General features: G+C 71.8%; 14 protein-coding genes. 11 read left to right on the top strand and 3 right to left on the bottom strand.

Going from position 1 to position 15,009, the window contains the following annotated elements; genetic code table 11:
• Positions 1-62 precede the first annotated feature (62 nt).
• The 5 genes from ABZ887_RS41185 (at position 63) to ABZ887_RS41165 (ending at position 5,068) form a co-directional block, all read left to right on the top strand.
• Positions 63-1,271 carry an acyl-CoA dehydrogenase family protein gene (locus ABZ887_RS41185; RefSeq protein WP_361302035.1) on the top strand — a complete coding sequence of 403 codons (1,209 nt, stop codon included), beginning with the start codon at positions 63-65 and terminating at the stop codon, positions 1,269-1,271.
• Positions 1,272-1,297: 26 nt separating this feature from the next.
• The gene (locus tag ABZ887_RS41180; RefSeq protein WP_361302032.1) at positions 1,298-1,984 is read left to right on the top strand and encodes a transglutaminase-like domain-containing protein; all 687 of its coding nucleotides are present in this window, start codon (positions 1,298-1,300) and stop codon (positions 1,982-1,984) included.
• A 74-nt stretch (positions 1,985-2,058) separates the two neighbouring features.
• A complete protein-coding gene (locus ABZ887_RS41175; protein ID WP_361302029.1) occupies positions 2,059-2,868 on the top strand; it encodes a maleate cis-trans isomerase in 810 nt (269 codons plus the stop codon).
• Complete coding sequence (locus ABZ887_RS41170; protein ID WP_361302026.1) at positions 2,865-3,101, top strand: DUF6253 family protein; 237 nt, start codon at positions 2,865-2,867, stop codon at positions 3,099-3,101. Before ABZ887_RS41175 ends, ABZ887_RS41170 begins: the two co-directional genes overlap by 4 nt.
• A 176-nt stretch (positions 3,102-3,277) precedes the next feature.
• Positions 3,278-5,068: a sulfatase-like hydrolase/transferase gene (locus ABZ887_RS41165; RefSeq protein ID WP_361302023.1), complete on the top strand. Its 1,791-nt coding sequence runs from the start codon at positions 3,278-3,280 to the stop codon at positions 5,066-5,068.
• Positions 5,069-5,101: 33 nt separating this feature from the next.
• Here the strand turns inward: ABZ887_RS41165 and ABZ887_RS41160 are convergent, their stop codons facing one another.
• From ABZ887_RS41160 to ABZ887_RS41150, 3 genes are read right to left on the bottom strand one after another with little or no spacing between them, the layout of a single operon-like run.
• Positions 5,102-6,442, bottom strand: a complete 1,341-nt coding sequence (locus tag ABZ887_RS41160) for a lanthionine synthetase LanC family protein (protein ID WP_361302020.1) — start codon at positions 6,440-6,442, stop codon at positions 5,102-5,104.
• Between the two features lie 9 nt (positions 6,443-6,451).
• Complete coding sequence (locus tag ABZ887_RS41155) at positions 6,452-7,225, bottom strand: IclR family transcriptional regulator (protein WP_361302017.1); 774 nt, start codon at positions 7,223-7,225, stop codon at positions 6,452-6,454.
• Positions 7,222-7,641, bottom strand: a complete 420-nt coding sequence (locus tag ABZ887_RS41150) for a MarR family transcriptional regulator (protein WP_361302179.1) — start codon at positions 7,639-7,641, stop codon at positions 7,222-7,224. The genes ABZ887_RS41155 and ABZ887_RS41150 overlap by 4 nt, the downstream gene beginning before the upstream one ends.
• Positions 7,642-7,871: 230 nt before the next feature.
• Here ABZ887_RS41150 and ABZ887_RS41145 point away from each other — a divergent pair, with 230 nt between their 5' ends.
• From ABZ887_RS41145 to ABZ887_RS41120, 6 genes are all read left to right on the top strand, one after another.
• Positions 7,872-8,789 carry an SDR family oxidoreductase gene (locus tag ABZ887_RS41145; protein ID WP_361302014.1) on the top strand — a complete coding sequence of 306 codons (918 nt, stop codon included), beginning with the start codon at positions 7,872-7,874 and terminating at the stop codon, positions 8,787-8,789.
• Complete coding sequence (locus ABZ887_RS41140) at positions 8,789-9,664, top strand: amidohydrolase family protein (protein WP_361302011.1); 876 nt, start codon at positions 8,789-8,791, stop codon at positions 9,662-9,664. The genes ABZ887_RS41145 and ABZ887_RS41140 overlap by 1 nt, the downstream gene beginning before the upstream one ends.
• A 10-nt stretch (positions 9,665-9,674) precedes the next feature.
• The gene (locus ABZ887_RS41135; RefSeq protein WP_361302008.1) at positions 9,675-11,201 is read left to right on the top strand and encodes a long-chain fatty acid--CoA ligase; all 1,527 of its coding nucleotides are present in this window, start codon (positions 9,675-9,677) and stop codon (positions 11,199-11,201) included.
• Positions 11,198-11,653 (top strand): MaoC family dehydratase, encoded by a 456-nt coding sequence (locus ABZ887_RS41130; protein ID WP_361302005.1) that lies wholly within the window; start codon positions 11,198-11,200, stop codon positions 11,651-11,653. The genes ABZ887_RS41135 and ABZ887_RS41130 overlap by 4 nt, the downstream gene beginning before the upstream one ends.
• 389 nt (positions 11,654-12,042) lie before the next feature.
• Positions 12,043-14,187 carry an FxsB family cyclophane-forming radical SAM/SPASM peptide maturase gene (locus ABZ887_RS41125; protein WP_361302002.1) on the top strand — a complete coding sequence of 715 codons (2,145 nt, stop codon included), beginning with the start codon at positions 12,043-12,045 and terminating at the stop codon, positions 14,185-14,187.
• On the top strand, positions 14,184-14,969 hold the full coding sequence (locus ABZ887_RS41120) for an AAC(3) family N-acetyltransferase (protein WP_361301999.1): 786 nt from the start codon (positions 14,184-14,186) through the stop codon (positions 14,967-14,969). Before ABZ887_RS41125 ends, ABZ887_RS41120 begins: the two co-directional genes overlap by 4 nt.
• The last annotated feature ends 40 nt before the right edge of the window (positions 14,970-15,009 follow it).

Raw genomic sequence — 15,009 nt, 5'->3', positions numbered from 1 at the left:
CCCCGCCGGCCGCGGCGCGGGCCCCGGCCCCGACCAGCGACGTACCGGAAGGCAGCACACGTATGACACCCGCACCGTCCGCACCGCGGACCACCGACACCGACACCGACTCCGACACCCGCACCGACACCCGCATCGGCACCGGCACGGACACCGGGCCGGACCCTTACGCCCTCGCCGCCCCCTGGGCTGACGAACTCAACCACGACGTCGAGGAGTGGGACGCCCGGGCGGAGTTCCCCTGGGAGAAGTGGAAGACCATCCAGCGCTCCGGGTTGCTCACCGTGCCGTTCGAGACGCGGTACGGCGGCCGTGGCGGCACCCTGACCGACACGATGCGCGCCCTCGAAGGGCTCGGGCGCACCTGCCGTGACGCCGGCCTCGGTTTCTCCGCCTCCACACAGATCGTCAGCGTCGGCGTCCCGCTGCAGGCGTTCGGCTCCGAGGAGCTCAAGGACCGCTTCCTGCCCCCGGTCGTCACGGGCGACCTGATCACCGCGCACGCCATCACCGAGCCGGGTAACGGCTCCGACGCCCTGAACATCTCCACCACCGCGACCCGGGACGGCGACGACTACGTCGTCGACGGCGGCAAGATGTTCATCACCAACGCCCCGATCGCCGACCTCTTCCTGCTGTACGTGCGCACCGGGAAGCCCGGCCCGTTCGGCCTGAGTGTCTTCCTCGTCGAGCGGGACACCCCCGGCCTCAGGGTCGGCGAGCCGCTCGGCAAGATGGGGCTGCGCACCTCCCCGCTGAGCGAGGTGACCTTCGAGCGGCTGCGGGTGCCCGCCACCCGGCGCATCGGCCAGGAGGGCGCCGGCTTCCTGATCCTCGACCACGTGATGAAACGGGAGATCCTCTTCTCCTTCTCCCTCACGCTCGGCGAGATGGAGCACCGGCTGGAGCGCGTCCTCAAGTACGCCAAGTCCCGCCGTCAGTTCGGCGAACCGATCGGCGCCTTCCAGGGCGTCGCCCACAAGATCGCGGACATGAAGATCGCGGTGGAGACCGCCCGCAAGTGGCTCACCGACACCGGCGCCAAGGTGGCGTCCGGCCAGGACGCCGCGATCGACGTCGCCGCCACCAAGACCGTGGTCAGCGAGGCCAACAAGCGCACCGCGCTCGACGCCGTCCAGATCTTCGGCGGCCAGGGCTATCTCACCGCCACCGGAATCGAGCGGGACGTCCGCAACGCGGTCGGCGGAACCATCTACTCCGGCACCAGCGAGATCCAGCGCAACCGCATCGCCTCCCTCCTGGGCCTGTGAGCCGGAAGCCGACGAAAGGGTCACCCATGAACGCACTCACCCCGGACGACGTGCGAAGGCTCACCGCGCCCACCGACTTCCTCGACTATGACAGTGAGCCCGTCCAGTCCTTCGTCGACGAGGCGGTCACCGACCGCGGCGCCGACAAGCGCCGGCTGGCCGTCGAGCTCTACCACGCCGTCCGTGACGACGTCTTCTACGAGGTGTACGGCGCCGACCTGTCCGAGCAGGGTCTGCGGGCCAGTCACACCGCGGCCACCCGCAAGGGCTTCTGCCTGCACAAGTCGGCGCTGTACGCGGCGGCCTGCCGGGCCGTGGGCATCCCCGCCCGCGTCCACTACGGCGACGTGCGCAACCACCTCGCCTCGGACCGGCTGCGCGCCCACATCGGCGGGGACGTCTTCTTCCACGGCCTCAACTCGGTCCACCTGGACGGCAGGTGGGTCAAGGCCACCCCGGTCTTCAACAAGATCCTGTGCCGCCTGTACGGCATGAAGCCGCTGGAGTTCGACGGCACCGCCGACAGCCTGCACCACCCCTTCGACGACCAGGGCCGCCAGAGCATGGAGTTCCTGACCGACCACGGCGGCTTCGACGACGTTCCCTACGAGTTCGTGATGGCGAACATGCGCCGCAAGCACCCCGGCTTCCTGAACACCGACGGCACCGGCACGGTCCGCGGCGGCTCGCTGGCCGCCGAGGCCTCCGCCTGATGCGGCCCGACGGCCCGACCGGCACCGACGCCCCCGACGACTTCGACGGACCCGGACCACGAGGAGACACGGAGATGAGCACCATCCGCGCCCGGCAGGACGGCTGGGAGGCGCGGGCCCGGATCGGCCTGGTCGTGCCGCACGCGGACGTCGGCCCGGAGTCGGAGTTCCAGGCGATCGCGCCCGAGGACGTGTTCGTGCACGGCTCACGCGTCCACTTCGGCGCGATGCGGGCCGGCGGCGAGATGGACCCGAAGATCCCGCACGACCCGGTGCGGGCCTTCGTGGAGCCGCCGCACATCGACGACGCGGTGGAACTGCTGGCCGCCGCCCCGCTCGACGCGATCGCGCTGGGCTTCACCAGCTCCGCCTACGTCCTCGGCGCGGCCGGCGAGAAGGACCTGTTCGCCCGGCTCGCCCGGGTCACCCGCGGGCTGCCGCTCACCGGCACCACCACGGCGGCCGTGGCCGGCTTCACCGCGCTCGGCGCCCGCCGGATCGCCCTCGTCAACCCGCCGTGGTTCGACGACCGGCTGTCCGGGCTCGGCGCCGACTACTTCACCGAACAGGGCTTCGAGGTCGTCCACCACGGCCCGTGCGGGCTGCCCAGCAACCAGAAGCTGATCACCCCCGGGGCGCTGTCCGAGTGGATCCGCACCACGGTCGCCGGGCACCGGCCCGACGCCGTCCTCGTGGCCGGCAACGGCATCCGCGCGGTGGGCGTCGTCGACGCACTGGAGGCGGAACTGGGCTTCGCGGTCCTGACCGCCAACCAGGTCCTGTTCTGGCACGCCCTGCACCTGGCCGGAGCGGCCGGGGCGGCCCACGGGATCACCGGGTACGGGCGGCTGTTCTCCGCCGAGCCGCCGGGCGGCCCGGCATGAGCCTGCTGGCGGCCGACGGACACGTCGCCCTGTTCGTCACCGACGAGGGGGACGCCCACCGGATCCCCCTCGTCTGCTGGCGCGACGACGGCACCTCCGTGCACGGCATGGTCCTCCACCGGGGCGCCCTGCACCGGGCCGAACACGTCCCCGGCTTCCGCCGCTACGCCCACCCTCTGGAGGACGACACGCCCGTACCCCGCACGGGGGCGCCCCAACCGGCACCCAGGTGACCGGGGCCCGCGCCCGTCTGTGATCATTCTGATGTCGTGGAGCGGGAACCTCCGGCCCCCGGATTACCTCTCACGAGTCGAAACAGAGCGTTCACAGCGTGTGCATGGTCCTGGACGGACGGCAGCGATCACCATCGGTCCAGGACCACGTGCCGCCGTCACACCGGGGGATCCGCATGCCCAGCCGCCGCCGCTTCCTCACCGGGGCCGCCGCCGCGCCCGTCGCGCTGGCGGCGGTCGGCGGGTGCGAGGACGGGGACGCGGCACAGCCGGCCGCCGAGCACCCCAGGCCCACCGTCAAACCCGCCGTGGCGGCCCCGGCCGCGCAGCACCCGTCCGACCGGCTCAACTTCGTCGTCATCCTCGCCGACGACCTCGGCTACGGCGAACTCGGCTCCTACGGCCAGCAGCTGATGCACACCCCGCGCCTGGACGCCCTCGCCGCCGAGGGCCTGCGCTTCACCCAGGCCTACGCGCCCGCCCCGGTGTGCGCGCCCTCGCGCTGCTCCATGCTCACCGGTCTGCACGGCGGGCACGCGACCGTGCGCACCAACCCCTGGGGCCCCGGCGGCCAGGGCGCCCTCACCGACCGGGACTTCACGTTCGCGGAAGCGCTCCGGGCGCTCGGCTACCGCACCGGCCTGATCGGCAAGTGGGGCTTCGGACCCAACACCCCGGGCATCACGCCGAGCCACCCCAACGCCCGTGGCTTCGAGGAGTTCTACGGCTACCTCACCCACCACCACGCCCACGACTACTTCCCCGAGTACCTCTGGCACAACGGTACCCGCGAGGAGATCCCGGCCAACAAGGACGGCGCCCAGCAGGTCTACGCCCCCGACCTCATCTCCGAACGCGCCCTCGGCTTCCTGAACACCCACCGCGACGAGCCGTTCCTGCTCTACCTCGCCCCGACCGTGCCGCACGCCCCCAGCAAGGACCCGCACGTCGGCGCGTACGCCGACCGCCCCTGGACCGGGCCCAACAAGCGGCACGCGGCCCAGGTCACCACCTTCGACACCCTCGTCGGCGACGTCACCGACAAGCTGACGGCGCTCGGTCTCGCCGACAACACCGTCGTCCTCGTCACCAGTGACAACGGCCCGCACGAGGAGGCGGGCACCGACCCCGACCTCTTCGACGGCAACGGCCCGCTGCGCGGCTACAAGCGGAACCTGTACGAGGGCGGCATCCGCGTCCCCTTCATCGCCTGGTCACCGCGGCACGTCAAGGCCGGCACCACCGACCGGCCCACCCCGCTCACCGACCTGCTGCCCACCCTCGCCGACCTCGCGGGCGCCCCCGCCCCGGCCGACGTCGACGGCCTCTCCATCGCCCCGCTGCTGCGCGGTTCCGCCGCTGCCGCCCGCCACGACAGCCTCTACTTCTACCGCAACCACGACGGCGTCACCGCCCGCCAGAACGCCGCCGACCAGGGCCGCGGCGACCGGCTCGCCGAGGCGCTGCGCAGCGGCGACCTCAAGGCCGTCCGGTTCGCGCCCGGCCAGAACCGCCGGGTCCCGGACGACCAGTGGGACGTGGAGCTGTACGACCTCGCCCGGGACCCCGGCGAGGAGCACGACCTCGCCGCCGCCCGGCCCGCCCGGGCGGACGCGCTGGTGAAGCTGATGCACGCGTCGTGGGCGCCGGTCTACCCGCGCAAGCCCTTCGGCGTGACCCTCGAAGTCGGCGGACGGGGAACGGAGTTCACGGTCACCGCCACGCTCGCCAACGGTTCCGCGCGCCCCTGGAACGCCGCCCGGCTCACCCTCGACACCCCGAGCGGCTGGCTGGTCCACGCCCGGGACACGGCCACCGCGCCCCGCCTCGACCCCGGCGAACGCCACACCGTCCACTGGCGGGTCACCCGCCCCCAGGTCTCCACCGCCACGACCCTCACCTGCCGGGGCACCGCCCACCACGGGGACGACGAGATCACCTACACGGCGACGGCGACGCTCACCTGACCGGCGCCGGCCGCTCGCCCCGCACCCGCGCACTCACCTGACCAGCGTCGGCCGCTCAGCCCTTACCCGCGCCGGTACCGCCCACCACTGGTCCGGGCGGTCCACGACCGAGGCGTCCGGACCGGTGTCGAGGTACCGGGCGAGGCGCAGCAGGTAGGCCGCGATGCCCGCCGCGCCCTGCATCCAGGAGGTGCCCGGCGGCAGCAGCGGGGACTCGATGCGGTACTCGACGAACCGCCAGCGGGCGCCGGCCCCGTCCCGGACCGCCCGCTCCACGAGCGCGTCGCCCATCCGCACCGCGGCGCCCACCAGCGTGTCCGCCCGCGGCGTCCCCGCGAGGTCCTGCGCCGCGTCGAGGAGGACGTCCCCGACGCCCGCCGTCCCGCAGCAGCGGCCGTCGTTGTCCCAGAAACCGGGACGCAGCCGCTCCGGGAGCCCCGAGGTGAGGATCGAGGTCAGGCAGCGCTGCCGCAGCTCCTCGACGTCGTGCCCCGCCACCTCGGTGACGCCCGCGTGGGCGAGCGCCGCGAACAGGTGCGAGGTGCCGGCCGGACCGTGGCACCAGGTGTACGTCACCGGCTCCACCTCCCGCTTCGACGGCGGGATGGTGTGCGGGACGACGAAACCGCCGTCCGCGAGCGAGCCCATGGCCAGCACATGGCGGGCCGCGTCCACGGCGGCCGCGACGAAGTCCTCACGGTGCAGTGCCGCGCCCGCCACCGCCAGTGCGGCGCCCACCCCGGCGGCGCCGTGCGAGTAGTTCGGGCAGCGCCATTCCGTGCTCGGCGAGATCCCCCAGTCCAGGCCCGTCTCCGTGCGGTCCGCCATCCGCAGCAGGGCCTCGCCGCCGGTCGTCGCGATCGCCTGCGCGTACTCGCCGCCCGCCCAGACGGCCGTCATCACCACGCCCGCGACGCCCATGATGATGTCGGTGAGGGGCGCGTCCGAATCCGGCACGAAGGCGGTGGTGGTCCGCCAGCCCTCGGGGGTCGCGAGTTCGGCCAGCCGCCGCAGCACGACCGCCTCGCTGCCAGGGGTGAGCAGGCGCAGCGCCGTGGCATGGCCCGCCAGGCCGATGTAGAGGGAGGGCTCGGTCACGACGGGTGCCTGCGCCGACAGCCGGCTCACGATCCCGCCCGCCAGGGTCTGTTCCGGCGCGCTCAGTGCCCGGTACCGCGCGATCTCCGCCAGTGCCGGGGCCAGGCCCGCGATGCCCGCGTACAGCGAGTCCCGGTCCTCGTCGGGCGAGGGGGCCTCGGGGTCCTCCTCCGGCACCGACTCCGGCAGCCAGGGGCCCTCGTCCTCCCGTACCTGCCCCAGCACCCATGCCCAGGCGGCCTCGCCCAGTTCTCTGTACACGTCACTCGTCGTCACCCGGACACGTTACCCGGCCTCTGAGGGCGTCCGGTCCGGCTGCCAGCCCAGCGCCCGGGAGATCCCGCGGGCCGCCAGCCGCACCGCCGGGACCAGCACCGGTACCTGGGCGTCGGCCTCGGGCACCACCACCGAGACGGCCGCGACCACCTGCCCGGTCGTCCCGCGCACCGGAGCCGCCACCGACAGCGCGTCGTCGGTGACCTGACGGCTGCTCACCGCGGCACCCGTACGCCGTACTTCGGCCAGCGAGCGGCGCAGCCGGTCCGGATCCGTGACGGTGTACGGCGTGAAGGATGCCAACGGGCCCGCGCAGTAGTCCTGTTGGAAGCCGGGCGGCTCGTGTGCGAGCAGGGCGAGCCCCACCCCGGTCGCGTGCAGCGGCCAGCGGGCGCCCACCCGGATGTGCACGCCCACCGCCGAACGTCCCGACAGCCACTCGATGTAGACGACCTCGGCCCCGTCCCGCACCGCCAGCTGCACGTTCTCGTGGGTGGCCTCGTACAGGTCCTCCAGGTACGGCAGGGCGATCTGCCGCAGCGCCAGACCGCGCGGCGCCAGCGCGGCCAGCTCCCAGAGCCGCAGGCCCACGTGGTAGAGGCCGTCCGCGTCGCGTTCCAGCGCGCCCCATACGGTGAGCGCCCCGACCAGCCGGTGCGCGGTGGTCAGGGAGAGCCCGGCCCGGCGGCTGATGCCGGACAGGCTCAGCGCCGGATGCCCGTGGTCGAAGGCGGCCAGCACCGCGAGCAGCCGGTCGGGCGCGGACCGGGCGGCGGCGGTCATGGCCGGTCGGCGACGCGCAGCAGCAGCGTGTGGAGCGCGGCCCGCTCGGCGGGCTCCAGCGGGCCCAGCAGGTCGTTCGTCACCCGCTGGCCGGCCTCGTCGGTGTCCCGCAGGAACTCCCGCCCGGCCTCGGTCAGCACGACGATGCGGCTGCGGCGGTCGTCGGGGGAGGGGCGCCGCTCGGCGAAGCCCAGCTTCTCCAGGTCGTCGACCAGGCCGACGATCGCGCTCGGGTCGTAGCCGAGCCGGGCGCTCAGCTCCCGCTGGAGCGAGCCCTCCGAGCCGGCGAGGAAGCGCAGCACCGCGTAGTGGCGCAGCCGCAGCCCCGACTCCTGCAGGAACGTGTTGAAGAGCTGCCCCGAGCGCAGGCCCAGGCGGTACAGCAGGTAGCCCGTGTCCGCGTGCAGCCCGCGCATCCACGGCTCGTCCGCGTCGATCGAGGTCGGTTTCTCGGTGTGCCGGCGAGTGATGGCGGTCTCCCTGGTACGGGCCCCGGCGACGGGGCGGGCGGTCGGACAGATTCCAGCATGAGGCACCCGTAGGTCGGCAACAACTATTGACGACAACAATTATTGCTCTTAGCTTCGATCTCGAAAGCCGCAGGTGGCCCCCGGGGCCGCCACCGTCGTCTGTGAAGGGACCGACCGTGCCCACCATCGATCTCACCGGCAAGGCCGCCGTCGTGACCGGCAGCGGCCGGGGCCTGGGCCTCGCCTACGCCCATGCCCTCGCCGCCCACGGCGCCTCAGTGGTCGTCAACGACGTGGACGAGACCGTCGCCGAGCAGGCCGTGAAGTCCATCGCCGAGGCCGGCGGCACCGCCGTCGCCGAGGTGGTCCCGGTCGGCACCGCCGAGGCCGCGGACCGGCTCGTGAACCGGGCGGTCCAGGAGTTCGGCCGCCTCGACATCCTGGTCACCAACGCGGGCATCCTGCGCGACAAGGTGCTGTGGAAGATGACCGACGACGACTTCGACGCGGTGATCGCCACCCACCTCAAGGGCACCTTCACCTGCGCCCGCGCCGCCGCCGTCCGGATGCGCGAGCAGGGCGAGGGCGGCACCCTGATCCTGGTCGGCTCCCCGGCCGGCCAGCGCGGCAACTTCGGCCAGACCAACTACAGCGCCGCCAAGGCCGGCATCGCCGCCATGGCCCGTACCTGGTCGATGGAGCTGGGCCGGGCGGGCATCACGGTCAACGCGATCGTCCCGGTGGCCGCCACCGCGATGACCGAGACCATTCCGGCCTTCGCCCCGTACGTCGAGGCCATGAAGAACGGCGAGCCGCTCCCGGGCTTCCTGCGCAGGGGCGAGGGTTTCGGCACCCCCGACGACTGCGCGGCCGTCGTCCCCTTCCTGGCCTCCGAGGCCGCCCGGGGCATCACCGGCCAGGCCATCGGCATCGGCGGCGACAAGGTGGCACTCTGGTCGCATCCCCAGGAGATCAGGGCGGCCTACGCGGACGGCGGATGGACCCCGGACACCCTGGCCGACGCCTTCCCCACCTCGGTCGGCGCCGAACTCCAGACGGTCGGCATCCCGGCGCCCAAGCTCCCGGAGGCGTGATGGACATCGAGGCTCTCACCGCCATCGACGTCCACACGCACGCCGAGGTCTCCTCCCGCGGGCACTCCTCCCTCGACGACGACCTGCACGAGGCCTCCGCCGCCTACTTCAGGACGGAGGGCAAGCGGAAGCCGACCATCGAGGAAACCGCCGCGTACTACCGGGAGCGGAACATGGCCGCCGTGATCTTCACGGTGGACGCCGAGTCCGCGACCGGCACCGCGCCGGTACCGAACGAGGAGGTGGCGGAGGCCGCCGCGGCCAACGCCGACGTGCTGATCCCGTTCGCCTCCGTCGACCCCTTCCGCGGGAAGGCCGGCATCCGCCAGGCCCGCCGCCTGGTCGAGGAGTACGGGGTGAAGGGCTTCAAGTTCCACCCCAGCATCCAGGGCTTCTTCCCGAACGACCGCGCGGTGGCGTACGGCCTGTACGAGGTGATCGAGGAGACCGGCACCATCGCCCTCTTCCACACCGGCCAGACCGGCATCGGGGCCGGTGTCCCGGGCGGCGGCGGGATCCGGCTGAAGTACAGCAACCCGCTCCACGTGGACGACGTGGCGGCCGACTTCCCGCACCTGAAGATCATCCTGGCGCACCCGTCCTTCCCCTGGCAGGACGAGGCCCTTGCCGTCGCCACCCACAAGCCGGGCGTGCACATCGACCTGTCCGGCTGGTCGCCGAAGTACTTCCCGCCGCAGCTGGTGCAGTACGCCAACACGCTGCTCAAGGACAAGGTGCTGTTCGGCTCCGACTTCCCCGTCCTCACCCCCGACCGGTGGCTCGCCGACTTCGCGAAGCTGCCGATCAAGGACGAGGTCCGGCCGAAGATCCTCAAGGAGAACGCCGCCCGCCTGCTCGGGCTGACCACGTCGTAAGGGGCCGCAGATGCGCAACGAGGGACTGGGGTCGTGGCCCGCACGCCGGGCCCGCAAGACCCCGTACCGCACGGCACTGGTGTTCGGCGGGCAGCCGACCGACTACCGCACACTGCACGCACGCACCACCCGGCTGGCCCACGCCCTGCGCGCCCGGGGCATCCGCCGCGGCGACCGCATCGCCTACCTCGGCCCGAACCACCCCGCCTACCTGGAGACCCTGTTCGCGGCCGGCACCCTCGGCGCGGTCTTCGTCCCGCTCAACACCCGCCTGGTGGGCCCCGAGATCGCCTACCAGCTCGCCGACTCCGGCGCCAAGGCCCTGCTCTACGGGCCCTCGCACGCCGGCCTGGTCGCCGGCCTGCCCGGCACCACCGACGTCCGGACGTACGTCGAAGTGGGCCCGGAGTACGAGGAGTTGCTGGCAGCCGCGGCCGAGGACCCGATCGACGAACCCGTCGTCCCCGACGACACCTGCATCATCATGTACACCTCGGGGACGACCGGGCGCCCCAAGGGCGCGATGCTCACGCACGGCAACCTCACCTGGAACGCGCTCAACGTGCTGGTCGACACCGACCTGATCGCCAACGAACGGGCCCTGGTCTCGGCTCCGTTGTTCCACACGGCGGGCCTCAACATGCTCACCCTCCCGGTCCTCCTGAAGGGCGGCACCTGTGTCCTGGTGGAGTCCTTCGACCCGGAGGCCACCTTCGACCTGATCGAACAGCACCGGATCACCTTCATGTTCGGGGTCCCCACCATGTTCGACCAGGTGGCCCGCCACCCCCGCTGGCCGGACGCCGACCTGTCCTCGCTGCGCATCCTCACCTGCGGCGGCTCCCCGGTCCCGACCCCGCTGATCGCTCTCTACCAGGCACGGGGACTGACCTTCCTGCAGGGCTACGGCATGACCGAGGCCGCACCCGGCGCCCTCTTCCTCGACGCCGAGCACGCGATCAGCAAGGCCGGCTCGGCCGGCGTGCCGCACTTCTTCACCGACGTACGGGTGGTGCGGCCCGACCTGACCCAGGTCGACGTCGGCGAGCCCGGCGAGATCATGGTCCGCGGACCCCATGTCATGCCCGGCTACTGGGGGCTGCCGGAGGAGACCGCGGCCTCCTTCGCGGACGGCTGGTTCCGCAGCGGGGACGCGGCCACGGTCGACGAGGACGGCTACGTGTTCGTCGTCGACCGACTCAAGGACATGATCATCTCCGGAGGCGAGAACATCTACCCCGCCGAGATCGAGGACGTGCTCCTCGCCCACCCCGGCATCGTCGAGTGCGCGGTGATCGGCGTACCGGACGACAAGTGGGGCGAGGTGCCGCGCGCGGTGGTCGTGCCCCGCGAGGGCGCCGTCCTCGACCCCGACGAGGTGCTCGCCTCGCTGGCCGGGCGGCTCGCCAAGTACAAGGTCCCCAAGTCGGTGGTGCTCGCGGACGAACTCCCGCGCACCGCCTCCGGAAAACTCCTCAAGGCCCGCGTGCGCAAGCGCTACGGCTCTCCCGACTCCCAGCCAAGGAACCCCACATGACCGTCACCGTCAACGGCCTCGACGAACTGAAGAAGCTCGCGGGCAGCGACCTGGGCACCAGCGACTGGATCGAGGTCACCCAGGACCGCATCGACACCTTCGCCGACGCGACCGGCGACCACCAGTGGATCCACGTCGACCCGGAGCGGGCGGCCGCGGGCCCCTTCGGCGCCCCGATCGCCCACGGCTACCTCACCCTGTCGCTGTTCATCCCCCTGTTCACCGAGCTGCTGGACGTCCAGGGCGTCACCACGAAGGTCAACTACGGCCTGAACAAGGTGCGTTTCCCGTCCCCCGTGAAGGTCGGCTCCCGCATCCGCCTGGCCGGCCGCCTGACGGAGGTCGAGGAGGTGGCGGGCGGCGTGCAGATCGCCGTCGACGGGACGATCGAGATCGACGGCGGGACCAAGCCCGCCGCCGTGCTGCAGAGCCTGTCGCGGTTCTACGCCTGAGGGGGTGCCCGCGGGATCCCTCGGTGTCCTTTGCCGACGACTTGGGAATGAAACACGGCGAACCCATCAGTCAGCAACCGAGATTGGAGGGCGGTACGGTTTTCTCGCTGACATACGTCATGTTGCCGTCATAGTGAACACTGCTGTGACAGACCCATGCGCCGAGGGAGAGCCGTGACCATTCCAGCAAGGACCACCGCGGCAACGACCGTGCAGTCGTCGGTCGCTGCCGGGTCCCCCAGGACCGCCCTGCGTCTTGACACTCCGTCCGATCCGAAAAGCGTTCGCGGTGTGCGGCGGGCCCTGTCGTCCACCCAGGCGGCCAGGGGAGCCGGAGTGACGTTTCAGTCCTCCATTTGAACGCACCCCTGTATCCGGCCGGTGCCGTCATGACCAGCCCCGTTGTCCCATTGCGGCAGCTTGTGCTGAAAGTGCACAGCAGGTGCGATCTCGCGTGTCGGCACTGCTACGTCTACGAGCATGCCGACCAGAGCTGGGCGTCCAGACCTCGGGTGATCTCCGAGGAAATCGTCTCCCGGACGGCTCAGCGCTTGGCGGAGCACGCCGAAGCTCATGGACTGGCCTCCGTGCAGGTGATCCTGCACGGAGGCGAACCCTTGCTGGCCGGCCCGTCCCGCCTGAGGTACGTCTGTGAGCAGCTACGCACCGCGCTGGACAGGGTGAGCGACCTCGAACTGCGTGTACACACCAACGGCCTCCGGCTCACCGAGCGGTACCTCGACCTGTTCGCTGAGCACGACGTCCGCGTCGGCATCTCACTCGACGGCGACCGTGCGGCCAACGACCGCTATCGCCTCCACCGCGACGGCCGCAGCAGCCATGCCGAGGTGCTCGCCGCGATCGCCCGCCTCGGGCAGGACCGCTACCGGCACCTCTTTACCGGGATCCTGTGCACGGTCGATGTCCGCAACGACCCCGTCGCTGTCTACGACGCCCTTGCCGGGCTGCGGCCCCCGCACATCGACTTCCTTCTCCCGCACGCCACCTGGGACGCCCCGCCGCTGCGCCCCGACGGCGTGGCCACCCCGTACGCCGACTGGCTGCTCGCGGTCCATGACCGGTGGACCGGACAGGGCTGCCCGGTGCCCGTGCGGCTCTTCGACTCGGTGATCAGCACCCTCGGCGGCGGACCGGCCCGGACCGAGTCGATGGGGCTGGAGTCGGCCGACGTCGTCGTGGTCGAGACCGACGGCACCTATGAACAGGCCGACTCCCTCAAGACGGCATACGACGGAGCGCCGGTCACCGGCAAGAACGTTTTCCAGCACAGCCTCGACGAGGTCTCCCGCCACCCGGGCATGACCGCACGCCAGCAAGGGATCGACGGCCTGTCCGCCGTGTGCCGACGCTGCCCCGTGGTCAGATCCTGCGGCGGCGGGCTCTACGCACACCGATACCGCGGCGACGACAGCGGATTCGACAACCCGTCGGTCTACTGCGCCGATCTGAAACGGCTCGTCGAGTCGCTGGGCGACCGCACCGGTATCGACATCGGCCGCCCGCTCGACGGTTTCGACGCTCTGGCGGACGGCACGGACGACGGCACCGCGGTGCGCGCCCTCGTCGAGGTCCGGCAGGGCGTCACCCTGGGTCTTCTGAAAGAGCTCAATACTGAACTTCCGGATTCCCAAAGGAAGTTGTGGAACCCCGCGTGGCAGCTCGCCCTTGACCTGCAAGCCTGCGACGAGGTACAGCTCGCAGCCCTCCTGGTGCACCCCTTCACCCGGCCCTGGGCGGTGCGCTGCCTTGACGGCGCGGCCTCGCCCGACCACTTGGCCTCGCTGGTCGCCGCAATGGTCCTGCCCACCGGCATGGTCGACGCCGTCGAGGTACCGGTGACGAACGGTTTCGCCGAACTGCCCGGAGCCGGCCGGCTTCACCTCGAAGGAGTCGGCGGAACGGTCCGGCTGACCCCGGGCGACCTGGGCGGACCCCACTGGGAGCCGGTACGACGGCTGAGGCCGGGACGGCTGGAGCTCGCCCTGGACGACATCGATCCGTACCGGGACTGTTTCGACGCCCCGGTAAAGTCTCGGCTGACGGACCACGAGGTGGTGCTCTGGCGCGAAGTCCTCCCCCGGGCATGGGATGTGATCGCCGAGACCCTGCCGGGCGTCGCGGCGGGCATGACGACCGGGCTCCGAGTGCTGACTCCGCTCGCCGCCCCGCCAGGGGGCCACCCCATCGCTGGCGGCGGGTTCGCCGCCCTGGGCCTCCATCTGGAAGCCGGGGGTTCCCACGCCCCCGAACCGGCCCGGGTCGCCGCTGATCTGGTCCGCGGCTTCCGGCTCGGACTCCTGGACGTCCTACTCGACGAGTGCGAGCTCTACGACGAGCGGGACACGCGGACCGGCGCACTGCTCGCCGACATCTACGGACGCGTTGCCACCGACACCCTGTTCGATACCCGGTCGGCCGTCGCCACCCGGGCCAGGTGGCATGAGCTGTCGGAGTCCGGCTCGCTGACGGTACTCGGCCGAAGGTTCGTCCAGGGTGTGGGACGGTCGCTGTGAGCGGGGGCGTCGAGGGAAACTCCCTGGCCCGCAGCCTTGTGGACCTCGGTGTGCGCCCCGGAGCCACCGTCCTCGTGCATGTCTCCCTGCGTCGAGTCGGCGCCGGCCCCGAGGCCTTCCTGGCCGCACTGCTCGACGTTCTCGGCCCTGAAGGAACCGTCGTCGTGCCGGCATTCACCGCCGGGAACTCCGACACATCTCCGGACTACCTCGACCGCACCCGAGGCATGACGCACCGCCAGCGGGTCCTGCACCGTGCACTGATGCCGCCGTTCGAGCGGGACAGGACGCCTTCCGAGAGGATGGGGGCGTTCGCCGAGGCCGTGCGCCGTGCCCAGGGAGCGGTACGCAGCGCTCATCCGCAGACCTCGTTCGCAGCGCTCGGGGCGCGGTCCGGGGAACTGATGGGGCGACACGACGAGGAGTGCCACCTCGGGGAGCGCTCACCGCTCGCACGACTGGAGCGGGCCGGCGCGTACGTGCTGCTCCTCGGGGTCGGGTACGAGGTGTGCACAGCGTTCCACCTCGGTGAGTACAGGGTCCCGCACCCTCCGCGGCGGCTCTACCGATGTGTCGTGCTGCGCGGCGGAGTGCGGACATGGATGTCGTACGAGGATGTCGCCCTCGACGACCGTGACTTCGGCATTCTGGGCAGCGAGTTCGAGGCCGGCGGGACAACGGTGGTCGCACGGGGGCGGTTCGGCGACGCGCAGGCAGTGTTGTTCCCGCTTGCGCAGGCCGTGGAGTTCGCCGTCTCATGGCTGGCCGGAAATCGCCAGTAGTGCATTTTCACGGAATGGTCACAAAGCGCTGAGATCTCCT

Source organism: Streptomyces sp. NPDC047061, assembly GCF_040643955.1.
Lineage (GTDB): Bacteria > Actinomycetota > Actinomycetes > Streptomycetales > Streptomycetaceae > Streptomyces.
This window is presented reverse-complemented; position numbering and strand designations above follow the sequence as displayed.